We start from the raw sequence: 26,667 nt of genomic DNA on the forward strand, positions 1-26,667 counted from the left end.
GGCGTGCGGATCCGCCCCGGCGAGCGGGGCGGGATGCCGGGAGGTCAGTCGGTGGGGGCGGCCTTCTTCGCCGCGTCGGCGACGGAGCCGGCGGCGTCGGCGGTCGCCTCGACGGCGGAGGCCGCCACGCTCTTGGCGTCGTCGAGGATGTCGGAGAGGCGCGTCTCCTGCTCGTGGTACGCGTCGCTCATCCGGTCGGCGAACTCTCCGATGCGCGCGTCGACCTGCGCCAGCAGCTCCTGACCGCGGGGGTCCTTGTTGACCAGGTGCGCGGCGACGAAGCCTCCGGCGATGCCCAATACGAACCAGACGAGGCTTCTCACGTTCACCACTTCTTCCTCGAGCGAGCGCCGCGGGCGCGGCATCCCTTCATCGTAGGCGACAGGGTCGCGAGAGCGCGCGCCCGACGGGATGCCGCAGGACTCGGCATCCGTTCCCTGCCGGCGTGCCGCCCTCCCACGCCGGGCGGTCCGGGGCTCCCGAACCGACGCCTCCCCGTTCGATTGCCGCAGGTGGTCGTTGGCTCGACGGCGCATCGACGATCTGAGGCAAATGAACCGACGCTTTCGTTGGCCGCGCGGGAGAGCGAAGGGGACCGACGCCAGGCCGCGCGGGAGCGCGACCGCAAACGGCGAAGGGCGCCGGGAGAACCCGGCGCCCTTCGGCTCGTGAGTCGGAGACTCAGCGAGCGGCGTAGTACTCGACGACGAGCTGAACGTCACACGTGACGGGCACCTCGGCGCGCTTGGGGCGACGCACGAGCTTCGCCTGCAGCGTGGCCAGGTCGACCTCGAGGTAACCGGGAACGGGGGGCAGCACCTCGGCGTGCCCACCGGCGGCGGCGACCTGGAAGGGCTCGAGGCCCTCGCTCTTCGGCTTGACGTGGATCTGCTGACCCGGCTTCACGCGGAACGACGGGCGGTCCACGAGCTGGCCGTCGACCAGGATGTGGCGGTGCACGACGAGCTGGCGGGCCTGGGCGGTGGTGCGGGCGAAGCCGGCACGGACGACGAGGGCGTCCAGACGCATCTCGAGGAGCTCGACCAGGTTCTCACCGGTCAGGCCATCGGTGCGACGGGCCTCGTTGAACGCGATGCGCAGCTGCTTCTCGCGGATGCCGTACTGCTCGCGCAGACGCTGCTTCTCGCGGAGACGCACGGCGTAGTCGCTGTCGGCCTTGCGCTTGGTGCGGCCGTGCTCGCCGGGAGCGTAGGGACGCTTCTCGAGGTAGCGGGCGGCCTTGGGGGTGAGCGCGACGCCGAGGGCGCGCGACAGACGGACCTTGCGGCGGTCCTGGGACTTCGTTGCCACGAAGTACTCCTTCCGATGACGTGGCCGCGCGTTTCGCGGCTCACGGACGTATCACGCTCTCTTCGCCCTGTCCGGACTGCACGCCGGGGCATGCCGGAAGGTCGGTGAAGAAGAGAGGGGATGCCCGAAAACTCGGTTTCGAACCGACTAAGGCTATCAGACCGTGGTCGCGACGAACGCGGTCCAGGCCAGGCCCGCCGCGTCGACGGCGGCGGATCTCACCCGCCGTCGAGGATGCGGCGGATCTTCTCGAGTCGGGCGGAGACGTCGCGCTCGGCGCCGTGCGAGGTCGGCTGGTAGTAGCGCTTCCCGCGGAGTTCGTCGGGGAGGTACTGCTGCGCGACGATGCCGATGTCGCTGTCGTGCGCGTACTTGTAGCCCTTGCCGTGCCCGAGCCGCTTGGCCCCGGCGTAGTGCGCGTCGCGCAGGTGCACGGGGACGCGACCGAACCCGCCGGCGCGCACATCGGCGATCGCGGCGTTGATCGCGGTGTAGGCGGCGTTCGACTTCGCCGTCGTGGCGAGGTAGACCGTGGCTTCGGCGAGCGGGATGCGCCCTTCCGGCATTCCGATGAAGGCGACGGCGTCGGCGGCGGCGACCGCGATCTGCAGCGCCTGCGGGTCGGCGAGACCGATGTCTTCCGCGGCGGAGATGACCAGCCGGCGGGCGATGAACCGGGGGTCTTCGCCGGCTTCGATCATGCGCGCGAGGTAATGGATCGCCGCGTCGGCGTCGGATCCGCGGATCGATTTGATGAACGCGCTGATGACGTCGTAGTGCTCGTCGCCCTGCCGGTCGTAGCGCAGCAGGGCGCGATCGACGGCCTGGGAGATGTGGTCGCCGGTGATGACGGGACGCGGGTCGTCGGCATCCGTGTCGTCTTCGTCGTCGTCTTCGTCGGCTGCGTCGGACGTGGCGTGGTCGGCGGCCACGGATGCCGCGGCTTCGAGGGCGGTGAGCGCGCGGCGCGCGTCTCCGGAGGCCAGTCGCACGAGCGACGAGCGGGCGTCGTCGCTCAGCACCACACGATCGTCGAGGCCGCGGGGATCCGTCACGGCCCGGTCGACGAGAGCACCGAGATCGTCGTCGCCCAGCGGTCGGAGGGTGAGCAGCAACGAACGCGACAGCAGCGGCGAGATGACGGAGAACGACGGGTTCTCGGTGGTCGCGGCGATCAGCACCACCCATCCGTTCTCGACGCCCGGGAGCAGCGCGTCTTGCTGCGCCTTCGTGAAGCGGTGGATCTCGTCGAGGAACAGGATCGTCGACTGTCCGTAGAGATCGCGCTGGGTGAGGGCCTCCTGCATGACCTCGCGCACGTCTTTCACCCCGGCGGTGATCGCCGAGAGTTCGACGAAGCGACGACCCGACGACCGCGCGATCGCCTGTGCGAGCGTCGTCTTGCCCGTGCCGGGCGGCCCCCACAGGATGACCGAGACGGCGGATCCGGATGCCGAGGAGTCGGCGCCGGCGAGGGTGACCAGCGGTGAGCCGGGACGGAGGAGATGACCTTGGCCGGCGACCTCGTCGAGGCTCGTCGGGCGCATGCGCACGGCGAGCGGGGTCTGACCCTGGAAGAGGGCGGAAGCACTGGTCACGGATCCAGGCTAATCGCGACCGCCGACACCGGATCGGGCGTCTTTGTGACGTCATCGGCGAGGTGCGTAGGATCGGGGCGTTCCGCAGGCGGTGAAGAGAGGTCGATGTGGCGACGGGTGGCAAGGACCGGCAGAGCCGCGAGCAGCGCGAGCGCACGCGGGCGTATCAGGCCCGCCAGGAGCTCCACCGCCGCGAAGGGCGACGGCGCACGCGCGACAACGTTCTCGCGCTCGTCGTCGGCGTCGTGGTGATCGGCGCCGCGATCGGTCTGCAGACCGTCTACTTCGTCGCCGGCCCCGGCGCTCCCGCACCGGAGCCGACCGTCGTCGACACGCCGAGCCCGGTGCCCAGCGGCCCGGTTCTGCCCGACCCCGAGGTCTCGTCCACGCCGTGAACCTGTGACGACGGCATCCGTCGTACTAGGCTCGAAGCGTCCTTCTCCCCCAGGCGGCCCTGCCGCGATGAGGTGCTTCCCGTGACTTCCGTTCCCTCCTCCGACTCCCCCGACACCACCCCCGCCGTCGCCGACGACGACGCCGTGGTCAAAGAGCCCACCGCGCCCGCCGCGGACGAGACCACGATCGACGCGGAGGCCGCTCCGGTCGCCGCGGACGAGCCGACCGAGTCCTCCGCCGACGCCGACGCCCCCGCCGAGGAGGCCCCCGCTGAGGAGGCGCCCGCCGAGGAGACTCCCGCTGAGGATGCCGCCGCTGAGGAGGCTCCCGCCGCTGAGGCGCCCGCCGCGCCCCGGGCCACCCCCGCACCCGGCCCTCGGCCCGGTCCGCGCCCCGGTGCGCGCGTCGCGGCCCCGGTCGAACCGTGGGGCCGCGTCGATGAGGACGGCACCGTCTCCGTGCGCGAAGGCAGCGAATGGCGGATCGTGGGGCAGTATCCCGACGGCACGCCCGACGAAGCCCTGGCCTACTTCACGCGCAAGTTCGCCGACCTGGCCGGCGAGGTGACCCTGCTCGAGGTGCGTCACCGCCGCGGCGGCGCATCCGCCTCCGACCTGCGCTCGACCGCCGCGACGGTGCGGGCCAAGGTCGACGGTGCCGCCGCTGTCGGCGACCTCGCCGCCCTCCTCGAACGTCTCGACGCCCTGACCGCCGAGCTGGCCGAGGCGACCGAGACCGAAGCGGCGGCGGCCAAGGAAGCCGTCGAGGACGCCGTGCGCGAGCGCACCGAGATCGTCGAGCATGCCGAGGCCCTCGCCGCCCGCGATCCGCAGTCGGTGCAGTGGAAGCAGATGACCGCCGACATGTCGGACCTGTTCGACCGGTGGCAGGCCCACCAGCAGAACGGTCCCCGCCTGCCGAAGTCGACCGCCCAGCAGCTGTGGCGCCGCTTCCGCGACGCGCGCGCGACCGTCGACCGCCACCGTCGCGAGTTCTTCTCCGCGCTCGACGAGACCCACAAGGTCGCGCGTGACGCCAAGACGCGCCTGGTCGAGCGCGCCGAGGCCCTCGCTCCCCGCGGTGAGGACGGCATCCCGGCCTATCGCGACCTGCTCGACGAGTGGAAGGCCTCCGGCCGTGCCGGCCGCAAGGTCGACGACGCGCTCTGGGCCCGGTTCAAGGCCGCGGGCGACGCGCTGTACGGCGCACGCATCGAGCGCGAGACCGCCGACGCCGAGGCATCCAAGGAGAAGATCGAGCAGAAGCGCGCTCTCCTCGAGGAGGCCGCACCGATCGTCGACGAGAAGAACCTCGCGACGGCTCGCCAGAAGCTCACCGCGATCCAGCGGCAGTGGGACGAGATCGGGCGGATCTTCCCCCGCGACAAGGAGCGCGTCCTCGACGACGAGCTCCGCAAGATCGAGCAGAGCGTGCGCACCCGCGAAGACGCCGAGTGGAAGCGGAACGACCCCGAGCAGAAGGCCCGCGCCAACGACATGACGCGGCAGCTGACCGACGCGATCGAAAAGCTCGAGGCCGAACTCGCGGCCGCCCAGGCCAAGGGCGACAAGCGCGCTGCGGCCCAGGCCTCCGAAGCCCTCGAGGCGCGTCGCACGTGGCTGCGCGCGCTCGGCGGCTGAGCGTTCTCCACAGCTCGGCGTCCCGGCGACGCACAGGAAGAGACCATCCCGGCACACTGGCGGGATGGTCTCTCCCTTTCTGTACTTCCCCGGTGAACGGTTGTCGCTGGCGGAGCTGACCGCGGCCTGCCTGGACGGTCTGCTCACGCCGATCGGTGAGGGGTTCATGCCCGCCGATGCCGTGGAGACCTCGTGGATGCGGGCCCGGAGCCTCGCGCCCCTGATCGGTGAGAGATGGGCGGCGGTACGGGTGAGTGCGGCGTGGGTCCACGGCGCCGTCGAGCTCGAGCCGTCGCGGCACCACCTTCAGCGAGCGTCCGCCGAGCGTGCGCGTGCCCCACGTGCGGCGGGCGTCGTCACGCACGACGTACGGATCGCCCCCGCCGACGTCCTGGTGATCGCCGGCGTCCGGGTCGCGAGCCCCGAGCGTACCCTCGTGGATCTCGCCCGTTCCGCGGATGCCGACGATCTCGCCGCGGCGCGCGCCTGGGGTGCGTCCGACCCCGCCCTCGCCGCGTCCGCGCGCGCGTGGCTGTCCCGGCATCCGCGGTTCCCCTATGGGCGCCGCGCCGACGAGGTGCTCGCGACGACGGCGCTGCGGTGATCCGCGCGGACGTCAGGACGAGGTGACGCGATAGACGTCGTACACCGCGTCGATGCGTCGCACGGCGTTGAGCACGCGGTCGAGGTGCACGGTGTCGCCCATCTCGAATACGAACTTGCTGAGGGCCAGGCGGTCGTTCGTCGTCGACACGGTGGCCGACAGGATGTTGACGTGGTGTTCGCTCAGCACGCGGGTGACGTCGCTCAGCAGCCCTGATCGATCGAGCGCCTCGACCTGGATCTGCACGAGGAAGACGCTCTTGGTCGTCGGCGCCCACTCGACCTCGATCAACCGCTCGGGGTCTTCCCGCAGCGACTTCACGTTCGTGCAGTCGGCGCGGTGCACCGACACTCCGCTGCCCCGCGTGACGAACCCGACGATCTCGTCGCCCGGCACCGGGGTGCAGCACTTCGCGAGCTTGACCAGGATGTCGGGGGCACCGCGGACGAGCACGCCCGAGTCGCCCCCGCGCGGCGCGCGGCTGCGGCCGACCTGCGGCAGATCGATGGGGCCGGTGGAGGTGTCGTCGGCGCTGACGAGCGCCGTGACCTTCTCGATGACCGACTGCGTCGAGACGTGGCCTTCGCCGACCGCGGCGTACAGCGCGGAGACGTCCTCGTAGTGGAACCCGCGGGCGACCTCGGTGAAGGAGTCCTGGTTCATCAGGCGCTGCAACGGCAGGTTCTGGCGGCGCATCGCGCGGGCGATGGAGTCCTTGCCCTGCTCGATGGCCTCTTCGCGGCGCTCCTTCGTGAACCAGCCGCGGATCTTGTTGCGGGCCCGGGTGCTCTTGACGAAGCCCAGCCAGTCCTGGCTCGGTCCCGCATCGGGGTTCTTCGACGTGAACACCTCGACGACGTCGCCGGACTGCAGCTCGGTCTCGAGCGGGACGAGCCGCCCGTTGACCTTGGCGCCCATCGTGCGGTGACCGATCTCGGTGTGCACCGCGTAGGCGAAGTCGACCGGGGTCGCGCCCGTCGGCAGACCGATCACACGGCCCTTCGGCGTGAAGACGTAGACCTCTTTCGCGCCGATCTCGAAGCGCAGCGAGTCGAGGAACTCCCCCGGGTCGGCGGTCTCGGCCTGCCAGTCGGAGATGCGGGCGATCCAGGCCATGTCGGTGTCGGAGGCCTTGGCATCCGTCTTCCCGCCGGCCATGCGCTCTTTGTACTTCCAGTGCGCGGCGACGCCGAACTCCGCCTGCTGGTGCATCTCGTGCGTGCGGATCTGGATCTCGACGGTCCGGCCGCTGGGACCGATGACCGTCGTGTGCAGCGACTGGTACAGGTTGAACTTCGGGGTCGCGATGTAGTCCTTGAACCGCCCGGGCAGCGGGGTCCACCGCGCGTGGATCGCGCCCAGCACGGCGTAGCAGTCGCGCACCGTGCCGACGAGGATCCGGATGCCGATGAGGTCGTAGATGTCGTCGAACTCGCGGCCCCGCACGACCATCTTCTGGTACACGGAGTACAGCTGTTTGGGGCGTCCCATGACGCGGCCGCGGACGCGGAGCTCGCGGAGGTCGGCGTCGATGTTCTCGATCACCGTCTGGACGTACTGTTCGCGCTGCGGCGTGCGCTGGCGGACGAGGCTTTCGATCTCCGCGTAGAGCTTGGGGTGCAGCACGGCGAAGGACAGGTCTTCGAGCTCGCTCTTGATCGCCTGGATGCCGAGTCGGTGGGCCAGCGGCGCGTAGATCTCGAGCGTCTCGGTGGCCTTCTTCGCCGCCTTGTGCGGCGGCACGAAACCCCAGGTGCGGGCGTTGTGCAGGCGGTCGGCGAGCTTGATGAGCAGGACGCGGATGTCGCGGGACATCGCCACGATCATCTTGCGGACGGTCTCGGCCTGCGCGCTCTCGCCGTACTTGACCTTGTCGAGCTTGGTCACGCCGTCGACGAGCATCGCGACCTCGTCGCCGAAGTCGGCGGCGAGCTCGTCGAGCGGGTACCCGGTGTCTTCGACGGTGTCGTGCAGCAGCGCCGCCGCGATCGCCTTGGGGCCGAGGCCGAGTTCGGCCAGGATCTGCGCGACCGCGAGCGGGTGCGTGATGTACGGCTCACCGCTCTGGCGCTTCTGTCCCTCGTGGGCCTTGTCGGCCACGGCGTAGGCGCGCTCGATGATGCCGAGGTCGCCCTTGGGGTGATGCGTGCGGACCGTGCGCAGCAGCTTGTCGACATCGTCGCGCCGCGCGGCGCGCGAGAAGATGCGCGGAACCAGTCGTCGCAACGACGACGGCGGTGGCGCGGGGGACGTGGTCTCGGTCATCGATCCCCTCCCCCGGGCGCTGCGATCAGTCTTCCCATCCTACGCCGCGCGGGGCCGGTGCCCGCCGTCAGGCGGGGACACCGGCCTTCTCGCGCGCGGACACGACCCGGCTGTCCCGCTGCTTGATCGGGGCCTCGCGCTCGCGCAGGAGCGCGTACAGCGGGACCGCCACGAACAGCGTGGAGTAGGCCGCGACGATCGTGCCGACGAAGATCGACAGCGAGATGTCGCTCAGCGTGCGGGCGCCGAGCGGCACGCCGATGAAGAGGATCGCACCGACCGGCAGGATCGCCACCACGGTGGTGTTGATCGAGCGGATGAGCGTCTGGTTGGCAGCGAGGTTCACCGACTCGGCGAACGTGCGCCCCGAGATCTCGCCGTCCTGCCGGGTGTTCTCCCGCACCTTGTCGAACACGACCGTGGTGTCGTACAGGGCGTACGACAGGATCGTGAGGAACCCGATGACGGCGGCGGGCGAGATCTCGAAACCGAACACGGCGTAGATGCCGACGGTGATGACGAGCACGTCGACCAGACCGATGATCGCGGCGACCGACATCTTCCACGTGCGGAAGTACAGCGCGAGGATGACGAAGGTCAGCGCGAGGAAGATCGACAGACCCCACAGCGACTGGCGGGTGACGTCGGCGCCCCAGGTCGGGCCGATGAACGAGTTCGTGATCTCGCTCGTCGGAACGCCGTACCCCTGGGCGAGCGCCTCCGAGACCGCCTGGGTCTGGGCGTCGTCGAGCTGGTCGGTCTGCACGCGCACGGCCTGACCGCTGATCGTGGTCACGCGCGTCGTGGTGCCGGGGACGACGGATGCCACGGCGTCGGTCGCGATGGACTGGTCGAACGACGTGGGGTTCGAGACGGTGAACTGCGACCCGCCGGTGAATTCGATCGAGAACTGGATCGGGCGGAACAGCGGGACGAGGGCCGCGCCGATCACGAGCACCGCGGCGATGATGAACCACAGGCGACGACGCTGCACGAACGGGAAGGACGTCTTCCCGGAGTAGAGGTCGTTGCCGAGCTGCGACATGGAGCGCATCAGTCGTCTCCCTCCTTCGTGGAGCGGCTATTGCCCTGTGCGGCCGCGAGCTCTGCGCGCTTGCGTTCCGCGATGGTCTGGCGGCGCTGGGCCTCCCCGCGCGAGCGGTTCGCCCGGCCGGAGACGGCGGGAGCGGGGGCGCGGAACTGCGCGCGACCCCGGTAGACGGCGCCGAGGGCCTCGGGGTCCATGCCCGAGAGCGGGTGGCCGGAGCCGAAGAATCGCGTGCGCGCCAGCAGCTGCATCACCGGGTGGGTGAAGAGGATGAAGATGAGGATGTCGATCGCGGTCGTGAGGCCGAGCGTGAACGCGAAGCCCTTCACCGTGGCATCCGCGAGGATGTAGAGCACGACGGCGGCGAGGATGTTGATCGACTTCGAGATGTAGATCGTGCGCTTGGCGCGCGACCATCCGTCTTCGACGGCGGCCGTGATCGACTTGCCGTCGCGCAACTCGTCACGGATGCGTTCGAAGTAGACGATGAACGAGTCCGCGGTGAACCCGATCGTGACGATCAGACCCGCGACGCCGGCGAGTGACAGTCGGAAGCCCATCCTCCACGCCAGGATGCAGAGCGTCACGTACGTCAGCACCGCCATCACGCCGAGCGACGCGATGATCACGGTCCCGAGCGCTCGGTACACGATCAGCGAGTAGATCGCGACGAGCCCCAGGCCGATGAGACCGGCGATGAAGCCGACCTGCAGCTGCTGCGAACCGAGGGTCGCGGACACCGTGTCCGAGCTGACGACGGTGAAGCTCAGCGGCAGGGCGCCGTACTTGAGCTGGTCGGCGAGGGCCTTCGACGACTCCTGGGTGAAGCTGCCCGTGATGCTCGGGCGTCCGTCGACGATGATGCCGTTCATCGACGGTGCGGAGAGCACCGAGCCGTCCAGCACGAACGCGAACTGGTTCAGCGGCGGCTGCGCACCGTACAGGCGCTGGCTGATCTTGCCGAAGGTGTCGGTGCCCTTGTCGTTGAAGACGAGGTTCACGGCCCACTGGCCGGTGTTCTGCTCCTGGCCGTTCGTGGCGTTGCTGATGTCGGTGCCGTCGAGTTCGACGGGGCCGAGGATGTACTTCACGGAGCCGTCGTCGCTGCAGGTGATGAGCGGCTGATCCGCGGGAGCCTGCGCCGGGTTGTTCGCCGGGTTCGCGCAGTCGTACGCGAGGAACTGCGCCTGCAGAGCGGGGGTGATCCACGACGTGTCGCTGCCGTTGGTCGGCGATGCGGTGGGCGTGGCCGGGAGCGACGGGTCGGGCGTCGGGTACGGCGTGTTCTGGCCGTCCTGTCCGACGAAGGAGGTCGCCGGCGAGCCCGTGAACAGCACCGCCCGCAACTGCAGCTGCGCCGAACTCTGGATGCGCTGACGCGTCGCGTCATCCGCCTGGCCCGGGATCTGCACGACGATGTTGCGGCCGCCTTCGGTGGCCACGTCGGCTTCGCCGACACCCGAGGCGTCGACACGCTGACGGATGATCGTCACGGCCTGAGCCAGCTGGTCGGCGTCGGGGTTCGCCCCGTCGGTCGTCTGCGCGGCCAGGATGATCTGCGTGCCGCCCTGGAGGTCGAGGGCGAGGTCGGGGGTCCAGGAGCTGGCCTGGAACGCGTACACGCCGAGCGCGTTGATGCCGAACAGCACGCCGGTGATGGCGAGCAGTCCGGTCAGCACGCGCCAGGCATGGCGGACGGGAGTCGAGGGCGCCACGGAGTCGGCTTTCTGTGCGGCGGTGAACGGAAAAGGTGGGGAGGGGCGTCAGGCCTGCGGACGATCCTTGTCGTCGCGCTCGGCCTGGGCCTCACGGGCGCGGTGGTCGTCGCTGAGCGAGGTGATGTCGCCGTCGGCGACGCCCGCGACGTACTCGGCCTGCGACTCCTCGGCCTCGATCAGCTCGTCCTCGGTCACGAAGCCCTCGGCGGGGTTCACGACACGGAGGACCGCCTGGCTGTGGACCTTGATGACGACACCCGGGGCGATCTCCACCTGCGCGGGCTTGTCGAGGTCTTCACCGTCGTACTCGACGATGGTGCCGTAGAGGCCGCCCTGCAGCAGCACCTCGGATCCCGGAACCGTCTGGCGCGCCTTCTCTTCCTGCTCGAGCTTCTGCTTCTGCATGCGGCGACGCGAGCTGTAGAACATGAAGACCAGCAGGCCGATCAGAAGAATGATCAGGCCGTAGTTGGCGAAGAAGCTCGCGAAATCCATGGAGGCGGTGCACCTTTCGATTCAGGCGCGCCGGGCGGCACTGCCTGTGGGGGCGGGGAATCCCTCGCCGAGTATAGGTCATCCCCCTTGACTGAACCGGAGCAGGCCGTCGGGGTGGGGAGCGCCGAGGTGATCGTAGGCCTCGGGCGTGGCGACGCGGCCGCGCGGTGTGCGTCCCATGAACCCGATCCGTACGAGATACGGCTCGACGACCGACTCGATCGTCTCGGGTTCTTCGCCCACGGCGACCGCGAGCGTGCTCAGGCCGACGGGACCGCCGCGGAAGCGTCGGACGAGGGCGTCGAGCACGGCGCGATCGAGCCGGTCGAGGCCGATGGCATCCACGTCGTACAGGTCGAGGGCGGCGTCGACCGTGCGGACGTCGGCATCGCCGGCATCCGTCCCCGTCGAGGGGCCGTGCACGACGAGGTAGTCGCGCACGCGGCGGAGGAGGCGATTGGCGATTCTCGGCGTGCCGCGCGACCGGCGGGCGATCTCGGTGCGGGCGGTGCCGGGGAGTCCGACATCGAGCATGGATGCCGAGCGCGAGACGACCTGCTCGAGTTCTTCGGGCTCGTAGTACTCGAGGTGGGCGGTGAACCCGAAGCGGTCGCGCAACGGGTTGGGGAGGAGCCCGGCGCGCGTGGTCGCGCCGACCAGGGTGAAGGGGGCGAGGTCGAGGGGGATGCTCGTGGCGCCGGCGCCCTTCCCGACCATGATGTCGATGCGGAAGTCTTCCATGGCGAGGTAGAGCATCTCTTCGGCGGAGCGCGCCATGCGGTGGATCTCGTCGATGAAGAGCACTTCTCCCGGCGTCAACGACGACAGCAGCGCCGCGAGGTCGCCCGCATGCTGGATCGCCGGACCGCTGGAGAGGCGCAGGGGACGGCCGCTCTCGTGCGCGACGATCATCGCGAGCGTCGTCTTGCCGAGGCCGGGCGGACCGGACAACAGGATGTGGTCGGGCGAGCGCTGCTGGATCCGGGCCGCATCGAGGAGGAGCTGCAGCTGTCCGCGGACCTTCTGCTGACCGACGAACTCGCTGAGGGATGTCGGGCGCAGCGCACCCTCGATCGCGAGTTCGGTCTCGTCGTCGGGCGAGCCGGCGTCGCGCACGACGTCAGCCACCGACGGGCTCCTTCCGCGCGGGCCCCAGCAGCGCGAGCGTGAGCCGGAGCAGCGACTGCACGGACGCGCGGTCGGCGTCGGCGGCGTTCTCGGCGACGGATGCCACGGCCTCGGCCGCGACGCGCTCGCTCCAGCCGAGCCCGATGAGGGCCTGCGTCACCTGCAGCGGCACCTGCCCGTGCGGCGCGACCGCGGCCGGAGCCTGCGCCGCGGGCACGGCGAGCTTGCCGGCCAGCTGCACGACGATGAGCTTCGCGGTCTTCGGCCCGATGCCCGACACGCGTTTGAAGGGGGCGTCGTCGTCATCGGCGACCGCCTGCGCGATCTGCGGCACCGTCAGCGACGACAGCACTCCCATCGCGGACTTCGGGCCGACGCCGGTGACACCGATGAGCTGCGTGAACACCACGAGCTCTTCGCGCGACTCGAAGCCGAACAGCGACAGGGCGTCTTCGCGCACGACGAGGTGCGTGTGCAGGTGGACCTGGTCGCCGACGTGCGTCGTCCGTGCGACCTGCGGGGTCACGGCCACCGAGAGCCCCACTCCCCCGACGACCACGACGAGCGCGTCGTCGCCGATGTGCGCGGCGACACCCTGCAGCGAAGAGATCATGCGACGAGCCTACGCGCCGGTTCGGACCTTTGTTCGAGCGACACGCATGCCCGTGGGCGACTGACGCTTCTCGGCATCCCGCCACGCCTTCTGCGCGGGCGTCAGCGCGCCCCCGGTCGCCGCTGTCGCCGCTCCCCCGCGCCAGGCGTGACACAGGGCGATCGCGAGGGCGTCGGCGGCGTCGGCGGGCTGCGGCAGCGCGTCGAGCCGGAGCACCCGCGCGACCATCGTCTGCACCTGCAGCTTGTCGGCGGAGCCGTAGCCGGTGATGGCGGCCTTCACCTCGCTGGGCGTGTGCGTGGCCGCGGGGATGCCGTGCTCGGCGGCGAGCAGCAGTGCGATGCCGCTGGCCTGGGCGGTGCCCATCACCGAGTGGCGGTTGTTCTGCGCGAACCCCCGCTCGACGGCGACGACGTGCGGGTCGTGCGCCTCCAGGACCGCGCGGATCCCCGCCGCGATCGCCGCGAGGCGCTTCTCGATCGGGTCGGTGACGGCCGACCGGGCCACCCCGACGTGGACGAGGGATGCCGTGCGGTCGGGCGAGACGTCGACCACCCCGATGCCGCAGCGCGTCAGCCCGGGGTCGATTCCGAGAACGCGCAGAGAACGAGACACGACCCCCACGCTAGGCGCAGGGGTCGTGGAGTGGGGCAGGGCGCGCCCTTACTCGTCGTTCTCGAGTTCGGCCTGCACCTCGGCGGTGAGGTCGAAGTTGGTGTAGACGTTCTGCACGTCGTCGCTGTCTTCGAGCGCGTCGATGAGGCGGAAGACCTTGCGGGCGGTGTCCGCGTCGACCTCGATCTTCAGCGAGGGCACGAACTCCACGTCGGCGGAGTCGTACTCGATGCCGGCCTCCTGCAGCGCGGAGCGGACGGCGACCAGGTCGCTCGCCTCGGTGATGATGCCGAAGCCCTCACCGTGCGGCTCGATCTCCTCGGCGCCGGCCTCGAGGGCGGCGAGCATGACGTCGTCCTCGGTGGTGCCCTCGGAGGGCACCACGATGACGCCCTTGCGGCTGAAGTTGTAGGCGACGCTGCCGGGATCGGCGAGCGTGCCGCCGTTCCGGCTCAGCGCGGTGCGCACCTCGGCCGCGGCGCGGTTCTTGTTGTCGGTCAGACACTCGATGAGGAACGCCACGCCGTTGGGGCCGTAGCCCTCGTACATGATCGAGAGGTACTCGACCGCTTCGCCGCCGATGCCCGCCCCGCGCTTGATCGCGCGGTCGATGTTGTCTTTCGGGACCGAGGTCTTCTTGGCCTTCAGGACCGCGTCGAAGAGGGTCGGGTTGCCCTGGAGGTCCGCTCCACCGAGCTTGGCGGCGACCTCGATGTTCTTGATGAGCTTGGCCCACGACTTGGCGCGGCGGGCGTCGACGACCGCCTTCTTGTGCTTGGTCGTGGCCCATTTGGAGTGTCCGGACATGGGTTCCAGTCTAGAGCGCGGGCGCCCGTCCCCCGGTGCGACTGTGGACGCGATCGAGGAACCGCGCGTGGAAGCGCGTCTCGCCGGTGGATTCGGGGTGGAACGCGAGGCCGAGGAGCGCACCCTGCTCCACCGCGACGACACGGCCGTCGGGCAGAGCCGCGAGGGGGGTGGCATCGGGTCCGGTCTCCGTCACGACGGGTGCGCGGATGAACACGGCGTGCACGGGTGGATCGCCCAGGACGGGGACGGCGAGGTCGGTCTCGAACGACTGCGTCTGCGATCCGAAGGCGTTGCGCTGCACGCGGACGTCGAGACCGCCGAAGGTGCGCTGGCCCTCGATCGCTCCGTCGATGCGATCGGCGAGGAGGATCAGGCCCGCGCACGTGCCGAGCACGGGCAAGCCGTCGGCGACGGCCGCCCGGATCGGGTCGAAGAGACCGAAGGCGCGCGCCAGCTTGTCGATCACGCTCGATTCGCCGCCCGGCAGCACGAGCCCGTCGACCTCGGCGAGCTCGGACGCGCGTCGGACCGGCCGGGCCTCGGCGCCCAGGTCCGCGAGCACGCGGAGGTGCTCGCGGACATCGCCCTGGAGGGCGAGGACGCCGACGCGGGGGCTGTTACCAGCCACGCTCGGCCAGGCGGTGCGGCGCGGGGAGGTCGGCGACGTTGATGCCCACCATCGCCTCGCCGAGACCGCGCGAGGCCTCGGCGACGATCTTCGGGTCGTCGTGGAAGGTGGTGGCCTTCACGATCGCGGCGGCGCGCTGGGCGGGGTTGCCCGACTTGAAGATGCCCGAGCCGACGAAGACGCCGTCGGCGCCGAGCTGCATCATCATGGCGGCGTCGGCGGGGGTGGCCACGCCCCCGGCGGTGAAGAGCACGACGGGCAGCTTTCCGGTCTCGGCGATCTCGGCGACGAGCTCGTAGGGCGCCTGGAGCTCCTTGGCGGCGACGTACAGCTCGTCCTTGGTCTTCGCCCGCAGGGTGTTGATCTCGCCCGTGATGGTGCGGATGTGCTTGGTCGCCTCGGAGACGTCGCCGGTGCCGGCCTCACCCTTCGAGCGGATCATCGCCGCCCCCTCGGTGATCCGGCGCAGCGCCTCACCGAGGTTCGTGGCGCCGCAGACGAACGGAACGTCGAAGTTCCACTTGTCGATGTGGTTCACGTAGTCGGCGGGCGAGAGCACCTCGGACTCGTCGATGTAGTCGACCCCGAGCTCCTGGAGGATCTGCGCCTCGACGAAGTGTCCGATGCGGGCCTTGGCCATCACGGGGATCGAGACGCTCGCGATGATGTCGTCGATCAGGTCGGGGTCGCTCATGCGCGCCACGCCGCCCTGTGCGCGGATGTCGGCGGGGACGCGCTCGAGCGCCATGACGGCGACGGCGCCCGCGTCCTCGGCGATGCGGGCCTGCTCGGCGGTGACGACGTCCATGATGACGCCGCCCTTGAGCATCTCGGCGAGTCCGCGCTTGACGCGGGAGGTTCCGGTCTCGGTCATTGTCGATTCCCTTCGCGCTTCGGGGCGCTTCGTTTGGCTTAGGCCAAACCGTAGCACGACGCAGGACATAGGCTGGAGGAAGCGAGAGGGGGCGCATGGACGTCGACATCACCGGGCGCTCGGCATCCGAGATCGCCGCAGGGCTCCGCGAACGCATCGAGCGCGGACAGCTCCAGCCGGGCGACGCGCTCCCCCCGGTCCGCACCCTCGCGGTCGACCTCGGCGTCAACCGCAACACCGTCGTCGCGGCCTATCGACTTCTCGCGCAGGCCGGGCTCGTCATCGCCCGGGGCCGCGGCGGCACCCGCGTAGCCGGTCACGCCCCGGTCGCGCAGGAGGGGTACGCGGCCGGAACCGTGCTCCGCGACGTCGGCACGGGAAACCCCGACCCCGCGCTGATCCCCGATCCCGCCGCCGCCCTGGCCCGCTCGGGTCGACCCGTGCTGTACGGGGAACCGGTCGTCGATCCCGGGCTCGAAGCCTGGGCGCGCGAATGGATGGCCGACGAACTCCCCGACCCCGCCCCGCGCATCACCGTCACCAGCGGGGCGAGCGACGCCATCGAGCGGCTGCTCGCGCAGGCGCTGCAGCGCGATGACGCGGTGGCCCTGGAGGATCCCTGCTTCCTCTCGGCGCTGCACACGGTGCGCCAGGACGGGTACCGGGCGGTGCCGGTGGCGGTGGATGCCGAGGGCATGACGGTCGAGGGGCTGCGGGCCGCGCTCGCCGACGGAGTGCGCGCGGTCATCTGCACGCCGCGCGCCCACAACCCCACCGGGGCGAGCCTCACGACGGAGCGCGCCGCGCAGTTGCGCGCGGTCCTCGCCGACCACCCGTACGTCCTCGTGATCGAGGACGACCACTTCTCGCTGCTCTCCCGCGCCCCCCTGCAGTCGATCATCGGACGTGCGCAGCAGCGCTGGGCCCGGATCCGGTCGGTGTCGAAGTTCCTCGGGCCCGACATGTGCCTCGCGGTCGTGGCATCCGATGAGGAGACCGCCGAACGGCTGGCGCTGCGTCTCACGCCGGGCACGACGTGGGTGAGCCACATCCTGCAGCGCCTGACACTGTCCCTGGTGACCGACCCCGACGTGCGCGCCGACATCGAGCGCGCCGCCGTGCACTACGCCGAGCGCAACGCCGCCTTCGCCGCCGGGCTCGCGGCGCGCGGGCTGCCGGTCGCCGTCGGCGACGGACTCAACCTGTGGGTTCCGCTGCCGGTCGCGGCGGCCCGCGTGCGGGAAGACCTGATGCGTCGCGGCTGGCTCGTGCGCGACGGGGACCATTTCTTCCTCTCCCCCGACGCGGCCGGCGACTACCTGCGGCTCACCGTCCACCAGCTCGACGACGCCGAGGCGACCGCGCTCGCCGACGACCTCGCCACGGCCGTGGCCGCGCTCCGACCGTCCGTCCGAGGTGGGAGGATCGAGGCATGAAGGTCCTCTCGATCCAGTCCGCCGTCGCCTTCGGTCACGTCGGGAACTCCGCCGCCGTGTTCCCGCTGCAGCGCATCGGCGTCGAGGTGCTGCCGGTGTACACGGTCAACTTCTCGAACCACACCGGTTACGGCGCCTGGCGGGGTCCGCTCATCTCCCCGGCCGACGTCGCCGACGTCATCACGGGCATCGAGGAGCGCGGCGTCTTCGGCGAGATCGACGTGATCCTGTCCGGCTACCAGGGCGGCGAGGGCATCGCCGACGTCATCATCGACGCCGTCGCGCGGGTGAAGAAGGCGAATCCGGATGCCGTCTACGCCTGCGACCCGGTCATGGGCAACGCCAAGTCGGGGTGTTTCGTGGCGCCGGCCATCCCCGAGCTCCTGCGCGAGCGCGTGGTGCCGGTGGCCGACATCCTCACGCCGAACCAGTTCGAGCTCGGATTCCTCACGGGCACCGAGCCCGGGAGCATCGAGTCCACGCTGGAGTCCGCCGACCTCGTGCGCGCGCGTGGTCCGCGCACGGTGTTCGTGACGAGTGTCGAGCGACCCGACCGCGAGCCCGACACCATCGAGATGATGGTCGTCGACGACGCCGGCGCGTGGATCGTGCAGACGCCCCTCATCCCGATGAAGGCCAACGGCTCGGGCGACGTCACCGCCGCCCTCTTCACCGCGCACTACCGCCGAACCGGGGATGCCGCCGACGCCCTCGCGCGCACGGCGTCCAGCGTCTTCGACCTGCTGTCGAACACCTACGCGGCGGGGTCGCGCGAACTGCTGCTCATCGAGTCGCAGGAGGCGTACGCGCACCCGCGTCTGCAGTTCACCGTCCGCCAGGTGCGCTGAGGCACGCGGAGGCCCGGCCGCGCGAGCGCTTCGTTCGCCCCATATCGTCGGTGGAGCTCGATGCTGCCGACGATATGGGGCAAGTGAGGCGCGGCGTCAGGCGTTCCAGGCCTCGGCCACCGTGCGACGCACGTCGCCCAACAGCTGCGGCAGCGCCTTCGTCTTCGCGATGATCGGGAAGAAGTTGGCATCCGATGCCCACCGCGGAACGATGTGCTGGTGCAGGTGCGCGTCGACGCCGGCGCCGGCGATCGCGCCCTGGTTCATGCCGAGGTTGAATCCGTCGCAGCGTGACACCGCGCGCAGCACGCGCATCCCCCGCTGGGTCAGCGCGCCGATCTCGGCGACCTCTTCGTCGGTCGCCTGGTCGTAGGTCGCGATGTGGCGGTACGGGCACACCAGGAGGTGCCCGGAGTTGTACGGGAACAGGTTCAGCAGTACGTAGGCGGTCTTCCCCCGCGCGACGATCAAGCCGTCCTCGTCGGACTTCCCCGGCGCAGCGCAGAACGGGCAGTTCTGCTCCATGGGCTCGCGCCCGGCCTGGATGTAGGCCATGCGGTGCGGGGTCCACAGGCGCTGGAACTCGTCCGGCACCCCCGGGAGCTCCGCGGCGGCGATGATCTCCACATCGCCGCCGACGGAGGCATCCTGTTCTGTCGTCACGCCAGATCCTCGGCGGTGTCGACGAGCGCACGGGTCGCGATCGCGCCGGTGATGCGCGCGACGGCTTCGTCGACCGGGATGCCGTTGAGCTGCGTGCCGTCGCGGAAACGGAACGACACGGTGCCCCCGGCACGGTCGGCCTCGCCGGCGATGAGCTGCAGCGGCACCTTCTGGGTGGTGTGCGTGCGGATCTTCTTCTGCATGCGGTCGTCGCTGTGGTCGACCTCGGCGCGCACGCCCTTCGCGCGGAGCTCCGCGACGATGCCGTCGAGGTACTCGCCGTACTCTGCGGCGACGGGCACGGCCACGACCTGCACGGGCGAGAGCCACACCGGGAACGCGCCGGCGTAGTGCTCGAGCAGGATCGCGAAGAAGCGCTCCACCGAACCGAAGAGCGCGCGGTGGATCATCACCGGGCGGTGCTTCTCGCCGTCGGGGCCGGTGTACTCGAGCTCGAAGCGCTCGGGCTGGTTGAAGTCGAGCTGGATGGTCGACATCTGCCACGTCCGGCCGATCGCATCGCGCGCCTGCACCGAGATCTTCGGGCCGTAGAACGCAGCCCCGCCCGGGTCGGGCACGAGCTCGAGGCCCGAGGCCTCGGCGACTTCGCGGAGGGTCTCCGTCGCCTCGGTCCACAACGTGTCGTCGCCGATGAACTTGGGGTTCCCCTCCTCCTTCGTCGACAGCTCGAGGTAGAAGTCGTGGAGGCCGTAGTCGCGGAGCGTCTGCAGCACGAAGTCGAGGCTGTGGGTCAGCTCGCCCTTGACCTGGTCGGCGGTGACGTAGATGTGCGTGTCGTCCTGGGTCATGCCGCGCACGCGGGTCAGGCCCGCGAGCGTGCCGCTCTTCTCGTAGCGGTAGACCGACCCGAACTCGCTGAGGCGCAGGGGCAGCTCGCGGTAGCTGCGCCCGCGCGAGCGGAAGATCAGGTTGTGGAACGGGCAGTTCATGGGCTTCAGGTAGTACTCCTGGCCCTCGCGCGACACGTGCCCGTCGGCATCCACGACCTCGTCGAGCACCATCGGGGGGTACATGCCGTCCGCGTACCACTGCAGGTGACCGCTCGTGATGAACAGATCGCCCTTGGTGATGTGCGGCGTGTTCACGACCTGGTAGCCGCTGGCGAGCAGTCGCTCGCGCATGTAGCGCTCGATCTCGTACCGGATGATTCCACCCTTGGGGTGGAAGACGCTCAGGCCCGGGCCGATCTCGTCGGGGAACGAGAAGAGATCGAGCTCCTTGCCGAGCTTGCGGTGGTCGCGCTTCGCGGCCTCCTCCAGCCGGTGCTGGTAGGCGCGCAGGTCGTCTTTGGTCGCCCACGCGGTGCCGTAGATGCGCTGCAGCTGCGGGTTCTTCTCGCTCCCGCGCCAGTAGGCGCCGGCGATGCGCGTCAGGTCCCAGCCGTTGCCGATGAGGCGGGTACCGGGGACGTGAGGTCCGCGGCAGAGGTCTTTCCATGCGGTCTCGCCGTCGCGGGTGACGTTGTCGTAGATCGTCAGCTCACCGGCGCCGACCTCGACGGACGCGCCCTCGGCGGCCTCGGCGGACCCGCCCTTGAGGCCGATGAGTTCGAGCTTGAACGGCTCGTCGGCGAGCTCGGCGCGGGCCTCGTCGTCGGTGACCACGCGGCGCACGAAGCGCTGGTTCTCGCGGACGATCCGCTCCATCTCCTTCTTGATGACCTTCAGGTCATCGGGGGTGAAGGGCTCGTCGACCTGGAAGTCGTAGTAGAAGCCGTCGGTGACGGGCGGTCCGATGCCGAGGTTCGCCTGCGGCTTGACGCGCTGCACGGCCTGCGCCAGCACGTGCGCGGTCGAGTGCCGCAGGATCGACAGACCCTCGGGGCTGTCGATCATGACCGGTTCGATCTCGTCGTGCGGGTGCACGGTCGTCGCGAGGTCTTTCAGCTCACCGTTCACGCGCAGGGCGACGACCGAACGGTCGGGGAAGAGGGCGAAGCCGTCGGCGGGAAGGTTCTGCTCCGACGGCAGGGCGGCATCAGTCAAGGCGGTCTCCTGGATGGGTCGATTCCAGGCTACCCGCCGGGCGTGGCCTCGACGGCACGTGGAGTGCCGCATAGTGGAGCGGTGACTCTGGCCATCATCGGCGGCGTGCTGTGGATCCTCGGCATCATCGCGCTCCTCGTCGGTATCTTCCCCGCCGATCAGGCCCTCGCCGTCGCCGACCGCGTCTGGCCCATCCTGTTGTTCGTGGTGGCCGTCACGATCGTGGCGGAGCTGGCATCCAAGGCCGGACTGTTCGATGTGGTCGCCGCCCGCCTCGCCCGGATCGCACGGGGACGCACGGTCTGGCTGTGGGTCCTGGTCGTGGCACTCGCGACGGTCGCCACGGCGTTCCTGTCGCTCGACACGACCGCGGTGCTGCTGACCCCCGTCGTCGTGGCTATGGCGGTCGCCCGCAGGCTCGATCCGCTGCCGTTCGCGTTCGTGACGGTGGTGCTGGCGAACACCGCCTCGCTCGTGCTGCCCGTGTCGAACCTCACGAACCTGTTGGCATCCGACGCGCTCGGCGGACACGACCCGGTGGCGTTCCTCGCGTTGCTGGGGCCGTCCGCTCTGATCGCCATCGCGGTGTCCGTGGCGGTGCTGACGGCGGTGTTCCTGCGGAAACTGCCGAGGACCTACCCGGATGCCGCCTCCCCCGCCGTCGCGGATCCCGTGCTGCTGCGCGTGTCCGCCGTCGTCACGGTGGCGTTGCTGCCGCTGCTCGTGATCGGGTTGGATCCGTGGATGCCGGCCCTCGCGGCCGCCGTCGTGCTCGTGATCGCGTTCGCCCTGCGCGCGCCGCGCGCTCTCGGCATCCGTCTGGTGCCGTGGTCGTTACTGGTGTTCGCGGGCGGGCTGTTCCTCGCCGTCGGCGCTCTGGAAGCCGTGGGCATCGGCCGTGTGACGTCGGTGCTGGCCGGCTCCGGCGACGACCTGGTGTCGCTGTGGCAGGTCGCGGGTGCCGGTGCCCTGGCAGCGAACGGAATCAACAATCTCCCGGCCTACCTCGCGATGGAGTCGGTCGCCGGCTCTCCGGCGCGCCTCGCGGCTCTGCTCATCGGGGTCAACGCCGGACCCATCGTGACACCGTGGGCGTCTCTGGCGACGCTGCTGTGGCACGACCGCCTCGTCGCGGCCGGCATCGAGGTGCGGTGGAGTCGGTTCATCCTGCTGGGTGCGGTGATCGCCCCGCTGATCCTGGTGCTCGCCGTGCTGCCGTTGGCGCTGTGAGCCTCAGCTCTTCAGCGCCTCACGACCGGGCGGCCAACGGGGACTGATCGTTGGGCACCTCGCGGAACACCATCTCCTCGCGGGGCGGCTGTTCGCGCACGGCGGTGTCGTCCGGCTCGGGGATGACGTAGAGGCCACGTCCCGAGTTGGCGTTGTAGGTCAGAGCGTGCAGCCACTTGCTGCTGAGCTGCGGGTTGCGGCTGCCGTGGTACTTGAACACCATCGACACGTTCGGGTGGATGTACACCGTGGTCCGGCCGCCGCCGATGCTGATGTCGTCCTTCCACGTGAACGGGAAGCTCTCCCCCCGCCGCACCTTCGCCATGATCACCGCCTGCAGATGCGCGAGGAGGCGGTCCTCGAAATCCACTTTGATGTTGCCGTCGTAGATGAATTTGCCCATGGAAGCCTCCCGGGAAGCACCCCGGTGGCCGCGCATTCCTGGCGAGAAATGACGAACGCGGATGGAGGGGGATGCCACCGCTCTTGCGTGCAACCTCTCGTGAATCACCGGGAAACGCAAACCCGGTTGCGGTGCGGGCGGTTTACGTCTATGCGCTTCTCGGCGCGGAGATCAGTCGGCGCGGGAGATCCGCAGGATGACCCGATCGCCGGGCCGACGCTGCACGCGGCGCAGGAACGCCTCGAACCCGATGATGGCGCGGAACTGCCACCCGTACTTGCGGCGCAGCGCGACCTCCGCCCGACGATCGTCCGCGCTCGGGCCGCCGATCCGTGCCCGGGCGTGCACGGTGATGGCATCCGGTTCGATCTTCCCCATCCGCGAGCACGGACGCAGTGTCACGCGATGGTCGTTGCGCAGGCGCTTGACCTTCCCGGTCTTCCGTTCGGTCGTCACGACGAGTTCGTCGCCGTCGCGGGCGATCCATACGGGGGTGGCGACCGCGGTGCCGTCGCGGCGGAAAGTGGCGAGCGAGACGAACGGGGAGGACGCGATCTCTCGCCAGGAGGTGTCGGGGACGGTCATGCGTTCACGCTACTGCGATCGGATTCCTCGGGGTCCCGGCTTGCGTCGCGCGAATCATCGCTGCGTTCATATGAAACGTTGAGCATTGTTCACACGAATGGAACACGTCGTGCATGAGCCCCTTGCGACCGGCATGCGATTCTTCGAGGTGAGGAGGTCCGCATGTCTCGCCACCACATCGCGACCCACGCTTACGATTTCCGCCGCGGATGGGTGCGTGTTCCACCGACCGCACTGACGCACGAGCACGCGTCGTCGTTGCGGGATCAAGGATTCACGATCGTCCGCTCCCGACGCGGCTGGTTCGGAACCCGAGAGCTGCCCCTCAGCTGGTACTTGCGGCGAGTCGACGCCGACGGCTCCGGGCACTCCCGCATCCCGGTATCGCCCGCCGAGCAGTCCGCCAAGCTGCGCGAGCGTCTGGACGAGACGGTGGATGCCGAGCCGGCCCGCGACGGGGACGATCCGGTGCGCCCGTCGACGCGGCGCATCCGGCAGCGCACGAGCGGCGACGAGTAGGAGGACGAGGCGTTCGGCCGCAGTGCGGTGAGCGCGGACGGGGCGGATGACCGGCGGCCACCCCGACCCGCGGCCGTGGCCGTCGCTGGAAACACGAAAACCCCCGGCGAGCCGGGGGTTTCAGGTGGTGCGCGATACTGGGATCGAACCAGTGACCTCTTCCGTGTCAGGGAAGCGCGCTACCGCTGCGCCAATCGCGCCTGTGAAGGCTGTTCAGTTGTAGGCGAGGTGGCGACGGGATTCGAACCCGTGTAAACGGCTTTGCAGGCCGGTGCCTAGCCGCTCGGCCACGCCACCGTGTGTGGTTCGACCCACGTGTCGTGATCTTCCGCCATGAACCTGACGGCGATCTTCACACTCGAGCGGATGACGAGACTCGAACTCGCGACCCCAACCTTGGCAAGGTTGTGCGCTACCAACTGCGCTACATCCGCATTTCGTTCCCGGGGCTTGCCCCGAGCACTCGTAAGACATTACCCGATTCCCGGGCGTCCGCAAAACCGGACGCGGCCCGCGCGTGTCCGCCCGGGTGGTCCGATCGGGCCGCGCGGATCGGGTAAGGTAGTCGAGTCCCGTTCGGGACGATGGGCGATTGGCGCAGTTGGTAGCGCGCTTCCTTCACACGGAAGAGGTCGTCGGTTCGAGTCCGGCATCGCCCACCACACAGCCCCCGGTTCGCCGGGGGCTTCGTCGTTTCCCGGCGTTGCCTGGGCTGACGGCATCCGCTCCCCTAGGCTCTGCCCATGCAGCAGACCGCCGCCCGTCCCCTGCCCGGCTCTCGACTGCGCGGGTTGTCCTCGGCGGTCGTCCTCGTCGTCGGCGTCCTCATCGTGCCGATGGCCATCACCGTCGCCTTCACCAGCTGGACGTCGCCGGATGCGCACGACTACGTCCGCATGGCTTTCGCTCAGGTCGCGGGAGCGGTGGTGGCGATGATCACGGCCGTGGGTCTCGTCATCCACCGGATCCTCCGCCGTCGTCCTCTCCGGGACACCGTCTGGTTCGGTGCGATCGCGGCGGTGATCGTCGCGTGGCAGGTGTCGAACCTCTCGTTCGCCGCGGACATGCTGCTCCAGCGGCTTTCCGCCGGCGTCTGACCCCCGAGACTGCACCTCCCCGACAAGTCCCCCGCAACGTGCAGTGGGTTTGTCAGGCGGATGCAGTCTCGCGGAACGCGCACCCGGCGACGCGCGCCCCTCAGCCCTGCGTCCACCCGTAGCGGGCTCGCAGAGCGGATGCCACGGCGTCGAAGCGGCGTCGGTCCAGGGTCGCGGCTTCGCGGCGCATGCCGGCGTCGTGCACGAGATAGAGCTGCTCGATGTCGACCCACGACGGGCGTCGCTGCGGGTCCCACTCCCCCGTGCCGAGCGCCAGGTAGTCGGCGTCGCCGGCGTGCGGCTTGCTCGTCAGGCGCACGGCGTAGGAGCGGGTGGCATCCGCTCGCCCGATGATCAGCACCGGACGGTCCTTGCCGCGTCCGTCGCGTTCCTCGTACGGGACCCAGGTCCAGACGATCTCGCCGCCGTCGGGGGCGCCGTCGCGCTGGGGTGCGTACGAGAGGGTCAGCCTGCGCGGTGGGGCGATCTCGACGGTCGCGGACTCTCCGCTGCCCTGACCGGGCGTGAGGGGCGCTGAGGCCGTGCTGCGGCTCCTCGGCGGCGCCGTGGGCGCCAGGGCGCGGCTCGAGGGCCGGAAGGCTCGCAGGAGGGCGGACACGAGGCGCGCGGCGGTTCCCATACGCACAACCCTAGACAGCGCCCCGTGGCACCCGGACGCAGAGAAGGACGGGGCGTCACGGACGAATCCGTGACGCCCCGTCCCGGGGAGTGCGTATCAGCGGGCGTCGGTGAGGACGTATCCCTCTTCACCGTGCACGACGGTGTCGATACCGGCGATCTCGTCCTCGTTCTTCACGCGGAAGCCGATCGTCTTCTCGATCGCGAAGCCGATGACGTAGGCGAGCACGAACGAGTAGATCAGGACCGCGAAGGCCGCGATGGCCTGCACGAGAAGCTGGTTGAACGAGCCGCTGTAGATGAGGCCGGTGGTGTTGGCGAAGATGCCCAGGTACAGGGTTCCGAGGAGACCGCCGACCAGGTGCACGCCGACCACGTCGAGCGAGTCGTCGAAGCCGAGCTTGAACTTCAGCTCGATGGCCAGGGCGCAGACGGCACCGGCGAGGAGGCCGAGCACGATCGCCCAGAACGGCGTCAGAGCGGCGCAGGCCGGGGTGATCGCGACGAGACCCGCGACGGCACCGGAGGCGGCGCCGACGGACGTCGGCTTGCCGTCCTTGATCTTCTCGACGATCAGCCAGCTGAGCAGGGCCGCAGCGGGCGCAGCGATCGTGTTGACGAAGGCGAGGGCGGCGGTGCCGTCCGCGGCGAGCTCCGAACCGGCGTTGAAGCCGAACCAGCCGAACCACAGCAGGCCGGCACCGAGGAGCACGAAGGGCGGGTTGTGCGGGGCGTGAGCGCCCTTCTGGAAGCCGACGCGCTTGCCGAGGACGAGCGCGAGAGCGAGCGCTGCGGCACCGGCGTTGATGTGAACGGCGGTACCACCGGCGAAGTCGATCGCGCCGACACCGAAGACGTCCTGCATGCCCTTGGTGATCCAGCCGCCGTACGAGAACGAGCCGTCCTCGGCGAGACCGAAGTTGAAGACCCAGCTGGCGACCGGGAAGTAGACGATCGTGGACCACAGGAATGCGAAGACCATCCACGAGCCGAACTTGGCGCGGTCGGCGATGGCGCCCGAGACGAGTGCGACGGTGATGATCGCGAACGTGGCCTGGAAGGCGACGAAGGCGAGCGGCGGGTAGGCGGCGCCCTCGGGCGTCTCGAGCACGCCCGAAAGGCCGAGCTCATTGAAGTCGATGGCCCACGGGACGTTGGTCACGCCGACGTCCGTGGCCGGGAATGCGATCGCGTAGCCGTAGAGCACCCACAGGACTCCGATGAGTCCCATGGCGCCGAAGCTCATCATCATCATGCTGATGACGCTCTTGGCCTTGACGAGTCCGCCGTAGAAGAACGCGAGTCCTGGCGTCATGAGCAGCACGAGTGCCGCTGCTATCAGGATGAATGCGGTGTTGCCTTGATCCATCTCGAAGAGAACCTCTCTGCAGGGACGCAGGTGTAGCGTCGGGTCCCCTCAGTGTTCCCAGCCCCGGTTTCCATCGGCGTGGGAATCGTGTTTCGAACGCGTTACAGCCGCCGGGGTCGTGTAAACATC

The 26,667-nt window shown here is 69.8% G+C and carries 27 protein-coding genes and 4 tRNA genes; 9 read left to right on the forward strand and 22 right to left on the reverse strand.

The window, feature by feature from the left end; translation table 11 throughout:
- Positions 1-44 precede the first annotated feature (44 nt).
- The 3 genes from BGO45_RS00830 to BGO45_RS00840 all read right to left on the reverse strand — a co-directional run bounded on the left by BGO45_RS00830 (position 45) and on the right by BGO45_RS00840 (position 2,909).
- Positions 45-329 (reverse strand): ATPase, encoded by a 285-nt coding sequence (locus BGO45_RS00830; RefSeq protein WP_292690034.1) that lies wholly within the window; start codon positions 327-329, stop codon positions 45-47.
- A gap of 352 nt (positions 330-681) precedes the next feature.
- Positions 682-1,311, reverse strand: a complete 630-nt coding sequence (gene rpsD / locus BGO45_RS00835) for a 30S ribosomal protein S4 (protein WP_076490487.1) — start codon at positions 1,309-1,311, stop codon at positions 682-684.
- Positions 1,312-1,529: 218 nt separating this feature from the next.
- A complete protein-coding gene (locus BGO45_RS00840; RefSeq protein ID WP_292690036.1) occupies positions 1,530-2,909 on the reverse strand; it encodes a replication-associated recombination protein A in 1,380 nt (459 codons plus the stop codon).
- Positions 2,910-3,016: 107 nt separating this feature from the next.
- Between BGO45_RS00840 and BGO45_RS00845 the strand changes: the two genes are divergently transcribed.
- The 3 genes from BGO45_RS00845 to BGO45_RS00855 all read left to right on the forward strand — a co-directional run bounded on the left by BGO45_RS00845 (position 3,017) and on the right by BGO45_RS00855 (position 5,549).
- Complete coding sequence (locus tag BGO45_RS00845; protein ID WP_292690037.1) at positions 3,017-3,304, forward strand: dioxygenase; 288 nt, start codon at positions 3,017-3,019, stop codon at positions 3,302-3,304.
- An 81-nt stretch (positions 3,305-3,385) separates the two neighbouring features.
- The gene (locus tag BGO45_RS00850; RefSeq protein ID WP_366515029.1) at positions 3,386-4,945 is read left to right on the forward strand and encodes a DUF349 domain-containing protein; all 1,560 of its coding nucleotides are present in this window, start codon (positions 3,386-3,388) and stop codon (positions 4,943-4,945) included.
- A gap of 64 nt (positions 4,946-5,009) precedes the next feature.
- On the forward strand, positions 5,010-5,549 hold the full coding sequence (locus tag BGO45_RS00855) for a type IV toxin-antitoxin system AbiEi family antitoxin (RefSeq protein WP_292690039.1): 540 nt from the start codon (positions 5,010-5,012) through the stop codon (positions 5,547-5,549).
- Between the two features lie 12 nt (positions 5,550-5,561).
- Here BGO45_RS00855 and BGO45_RS00860 read toward each other — a convergent pair whose 3' ends face one another.
- The 10 genes from BGO45_RS00860 to pdxS all read right to left on the reverse strand — a co-directional run bounded on the left by BGO45_RS00860 (position 5,562) and on the right by pdxS (position 15,743).
- Positions 5,562-7,814, reverse strand: a complete 2,253-nt coding sequence (locus BGO45_RS00860) for a bifunctional (p)ppGpp synthetase/guanosine-3',5'-bis(diphosphate) 3'-pyrophosphohydrolase (RefSeq protein ID WP_292690041.1) — start codon at positions 7,812-7,814, stop codon at positions 5,562-5,564.
- A gap of 67 nt (positions 7,815-7,881) precedes the next feature.
- Positions 7,882-8,868 (reverse strand): protein translocase subunit SecF, encoded by a 987-nt coding sequence (secF, locus tag BGO45_RS00865; RefSeq protein ID WP_292690043.1) that lies wholly within the window; start codon positions 8,866-8,868, stop codon positions 7,882-7,884.
- Positions 8,868-10,577 (reverse strand): protein translocase subunit SecD, encoded by a 1,710-nt coding sequence (secD, locus tag BGO45_RS00870; RefSeq protein WP_076490482.1) that lies wholly within the window; start codon positions 10,575-10,577, stop codon positions 8,868-8,870. The genes secF and secD overlap by 1 nt, the downstream gene beginning before the upstream one ends.
- A 48-nt stretch (positions 10,578-10,625) precedes the next feature.
- On the reverse strand, positions 10,626-11,075 hold the full coding sequence (gene yajC / locus BGO45_RS00875; RefSeq protein WP_076490481.1) for a preprotein translocase subunit YajC: 450 nt from the start codon (positions 11,073-11,075) through the stop codon (positions 10,626-10,628).
- A 78-nt stretch (positions 11,076-11,153) separates the two neighbouring features.
- Entirely contained in the window at positions 11,154-12,203 is a 1,050-nt protein-coding gene (ruvB, locus tag BGO45_RS00880; protein WP_076490480.1) for a Holliday junction branch migration DNA helicase RuvB, read from the reverse strand.
- Positions 12,196-12,816 carry a Holliday junction branch migration protein RuvA gene (ruvA, locus tag BGO45_RS00885; RefSeq protein ID WP_292690052.1) on the reverse strand — a complete coding sequence of 207 codons (621 nt, stop codon included), beginning with the start codon at positions 12,814-12,816 and terminating at the stop codon, positions 12,196-12,198. The genes ruvB and ruvA overlap by 8 nt, the downstream gene beginning before the upstream one ends.
- Positions 12,817-12,825: 9 nt before the next feature.
- Positions 12,826-13,431 carry a crossover junction endodeoxyribonuclease RuvC gene (gene ruvC / locus BGO45_RS00890; RefSeq protein WP_292690054.1) on the reverse strand — a complete coding sequence of 202 codons (606 nt, stop codon included), beginning with the start codon at positions 13,429-13,431 and terminating at the stop codon, positions 12,826-12,828.
- Positions 13,432-13,479: 48 nt separating this feature from the next.
- Positions 13,480-14,238: a YebC/PmpR family DNA-binding transcriptional regulator gene (locus tag BGO45_RS00895; RefSeq protein ID WP_292690056.1), complete on the reverse strand. Its 759-nt coding sequence runs from the start codon at positions 14,236-14,238 to the stop codon at positions 13,480-13,482.
- A gap of 10 nt (positions 14,239-14,248) precedes the next feature.
- A complete protein-coding gene (gene pdxT / locus BGO45_RS00900; RefSeq protein WP_292690058.1) occupies positions 14,249-14,869 on the reverse strand; it encodes a pyridoxal 5'-phosphate synthase glutaminase subunit PdxT in 621 nt (206 codons plus the stop codon).
- Positions 14,859-15,743 (reverse strand): pyridoxal 5'-phosphate synthase lyase subunit PdxS, encoded by an 885-nt coding sequence (gene pdxS / locus BGO45_RS00905; protein ID WP_292690060.1) that lies wholly within the window; start codon positions 15,741-15,743, stop codon positions 14,859-14,861. The genes pdxT and pdxS overlap by 11 nt, the downstream gene beginning before the upstream one ends.
- 95 nt (positions 15,744-15,838) lie before the next feature.
- On the opposite strand from pdxS, the gene BGO45_RS00910 reads away from it, so the two are divergent.
- A complete protein-coding gene (locus BGO45_RS00910) occupies positions 15,839-17,179 on the forward strand; it encodes an aminotransferase class I/II-fold pyridoxal phosphate-dependent enzyme (protein ID WP_292690062.1) in 1,341 nt (446 codons plus the stop codon).
- A complete protein-coding gene (gene pdxY, locus BGO45_RS00915; protein WP_292690064.1) occupies positions 17,176-18,027 on the forward strand; it encodes a pyridoxal kinase PdxY in 852 nt (283 codons plus the stop codon). Before BGO45_RS00910 ends, pdxY begins: the two co-directional genes overlap by 4 nt.
- 96 nt (positions 18,028-18,123) lie before the next feature.
- Here pdxY and BGO45_RS00920 read toward each other — a convergent pair whose 3' ends face one another.
- Both BGO45_RS00920 and thrS read right to left on the reverse strand, forming a co-directional pair.
- The gene (locus tag BGO45_RS00920; RefSeq protein ID WP_292692801.1) at positions 18,124-18,654 is read right to left on the reverse strand and encodes an HIT domain-containing protein; all 531 of its coding nucleotides are present in this window, start codon (positions 18,652-18,654) and stop codon (positions 18,124-18,126) included.
- Between the two features lie 32 nt (positions 18,655-18,686).
- A complete protein-coding gene (gene thrS, locus BGO45_RS00925; RefSeq protein ID WP_292690065.1) occupies positions 18,687-20,696 on the reverse strand; it encodes a threonine--tRNA ligase in 2,010 nt (669 codons plus the stop codon).
- A gap of 81 nt (positions 20,697-20,777) precedes the next feature.
- Between thrS and BGO45_RS00930 the strand changes: the two genes are divergently transcribed.
- Positions 20,778-21,926, forward strand: a complete 1,149-nt coding sequence (locus BGO45_RS00930) for an SLC13 family permease (RefSeq protein WP_292690067.1) — start codon at positions 20,778-20,780, stop codon at positions 21,924-21,926.
- Between the two features lie 19 nt (positions 21,927-21,945).
- Here BGO45_RS00930 and BGO45_RS00935 read toward each other — a convergent pair whose 3' ends face one another.
- Both BGO45_RS00935 and BGO45_RS00940 read right to left on the reverse strand, forming a co-directional pair.
- Positions 21,946-22,329: an ATP-dependent DNA ligase gene (locus tag BGO45_RS00935; RefSeq protein ID WP_292690069.1), complete on the reverse strand. Its 384-nt coding sequence runs from the start codon at positions 22,327-22,329 to the stop codon at positions 21,946-21,948.
- Between the two features lie 171 nt (positions 22,330-22,500).
- Positions 22,501-22,914 (reverse strand): PPOX class F420-dependent oxidoreductase, encoded by a 414-nt coding sequence (locus tag BGO45_RS00940; protein WP_292690071.1) that lies wholly within the window; start codon positions 22,912-22,914, stop codon positions 22,501-22,503.
- Between the two features lie 162 nt (positions 22,915-23,076).
- Here BGO45_RS00940 and BGO45_RS00945 point away from each other — a divergent pair, with 162 nt between their 5' ends.
- On the forward strand, positions 23,077-23,433 hold the full coding sequence (locus BGO45_RS00945) for a hypothetical protein (protein WP_292690073.1): 357 nt from the start codon (positions 23,077-23,079) through the stop codon (positions 23,431-23,433).
- 125 nt (positions 23,434-23,558) lie between these two features.
- On the opposite strand, the gene BGO45_RS00950 is transcribed toward BGO45_RS00945, so the two are convergent.
- The 3 genes from BGO45_RS00950 to BGO45_RS00960 all read right to left on the reverse strand — a co-directional run bounded on the left by BGO45_RS00950 (position 23,559) and on the right by BGO45_RS00960 (position 23,867).
- Positions 23,559-23,633: transfer RNA gene (locus BGO45_RS00950), tRNA-Val, on the reverse strand.
- A gap of 26 nt (positions 23,634-23,659) precedes the next feature.
- Positions 23,660-23,730: transfer RNA gene (locus BGO45_RS00955), tRNA-Cys, on the reverse strand.
- A gap of 64 nt (positions 23,731-23,794) precedes the next feature.
- Positions 23,795-23,867: transfer RNA gene (locus BGO45_RS00960), tRNA-Gly, on the reverse strand.
- A gap of 152 nt (positions 23,868-24,019) precedes the next feature.
- Between BGO45_RS00960 and BGO45_RS00965 the strand changes: the two genes are divergently transcribed.
- Positions 24,020-24,095: transfer RNA gene (locus BGO45_RS00965), tRNA-Val, on the forward strand.
- Between the two features lie 81 nt (positions 24,096-24,176).
- A complete protein-coding gene (locus BGO45_RS00970; RefSeq protein ID WP_292690075.1) occupies positions 24,177-24,530 on the forward strand; it encodes a hypothetical protein in 354 nt (117 codons plus the stop codon).
- A gap of 100 nt (positions 24,531-24,630) precedes the next feature.
- Here BGO45_RS00970 and BGO45_RS00975 read toward each other — a convergent pair whose 3' ends face one another.
- Positions 24,631-25,170: a type II toxin-antitoxin system PemK/MazF family toxin gene (locus tag BGO45_RS00975; RefSeq protein WP_292690076.1), complete on the reverse strand. Its 540-nt coding sequence runs from the start codon at positions 25,168-25,170 to the stop codon at positions 24,631-24,633.
- A gap of 96 nt (positions 25,171-25,266) precedes the next feature.
- Positions 25,267-26,538: an ammonium transporter gene (locus BGO45_RS00980; RefSeq protein ID WP_292690078.1), complete on the reverse strand. Its 1,272-nt coding sequence runs from the start codon at positions 26,536-26,538 to the stop codon at positions 25,267-25,269.
- Positions 26,539-26,667: the final 129 nt, after the last annotated feature.

Source organism: Microbacterium sp. 71-36 (assembly GCF_001898305.1).
Classification (GTDB): domain Bacteria; phylum Actinomycetota; class Actinomycetes; order Actinomycetales; family Microbacteriaceae; genus Microbacterium.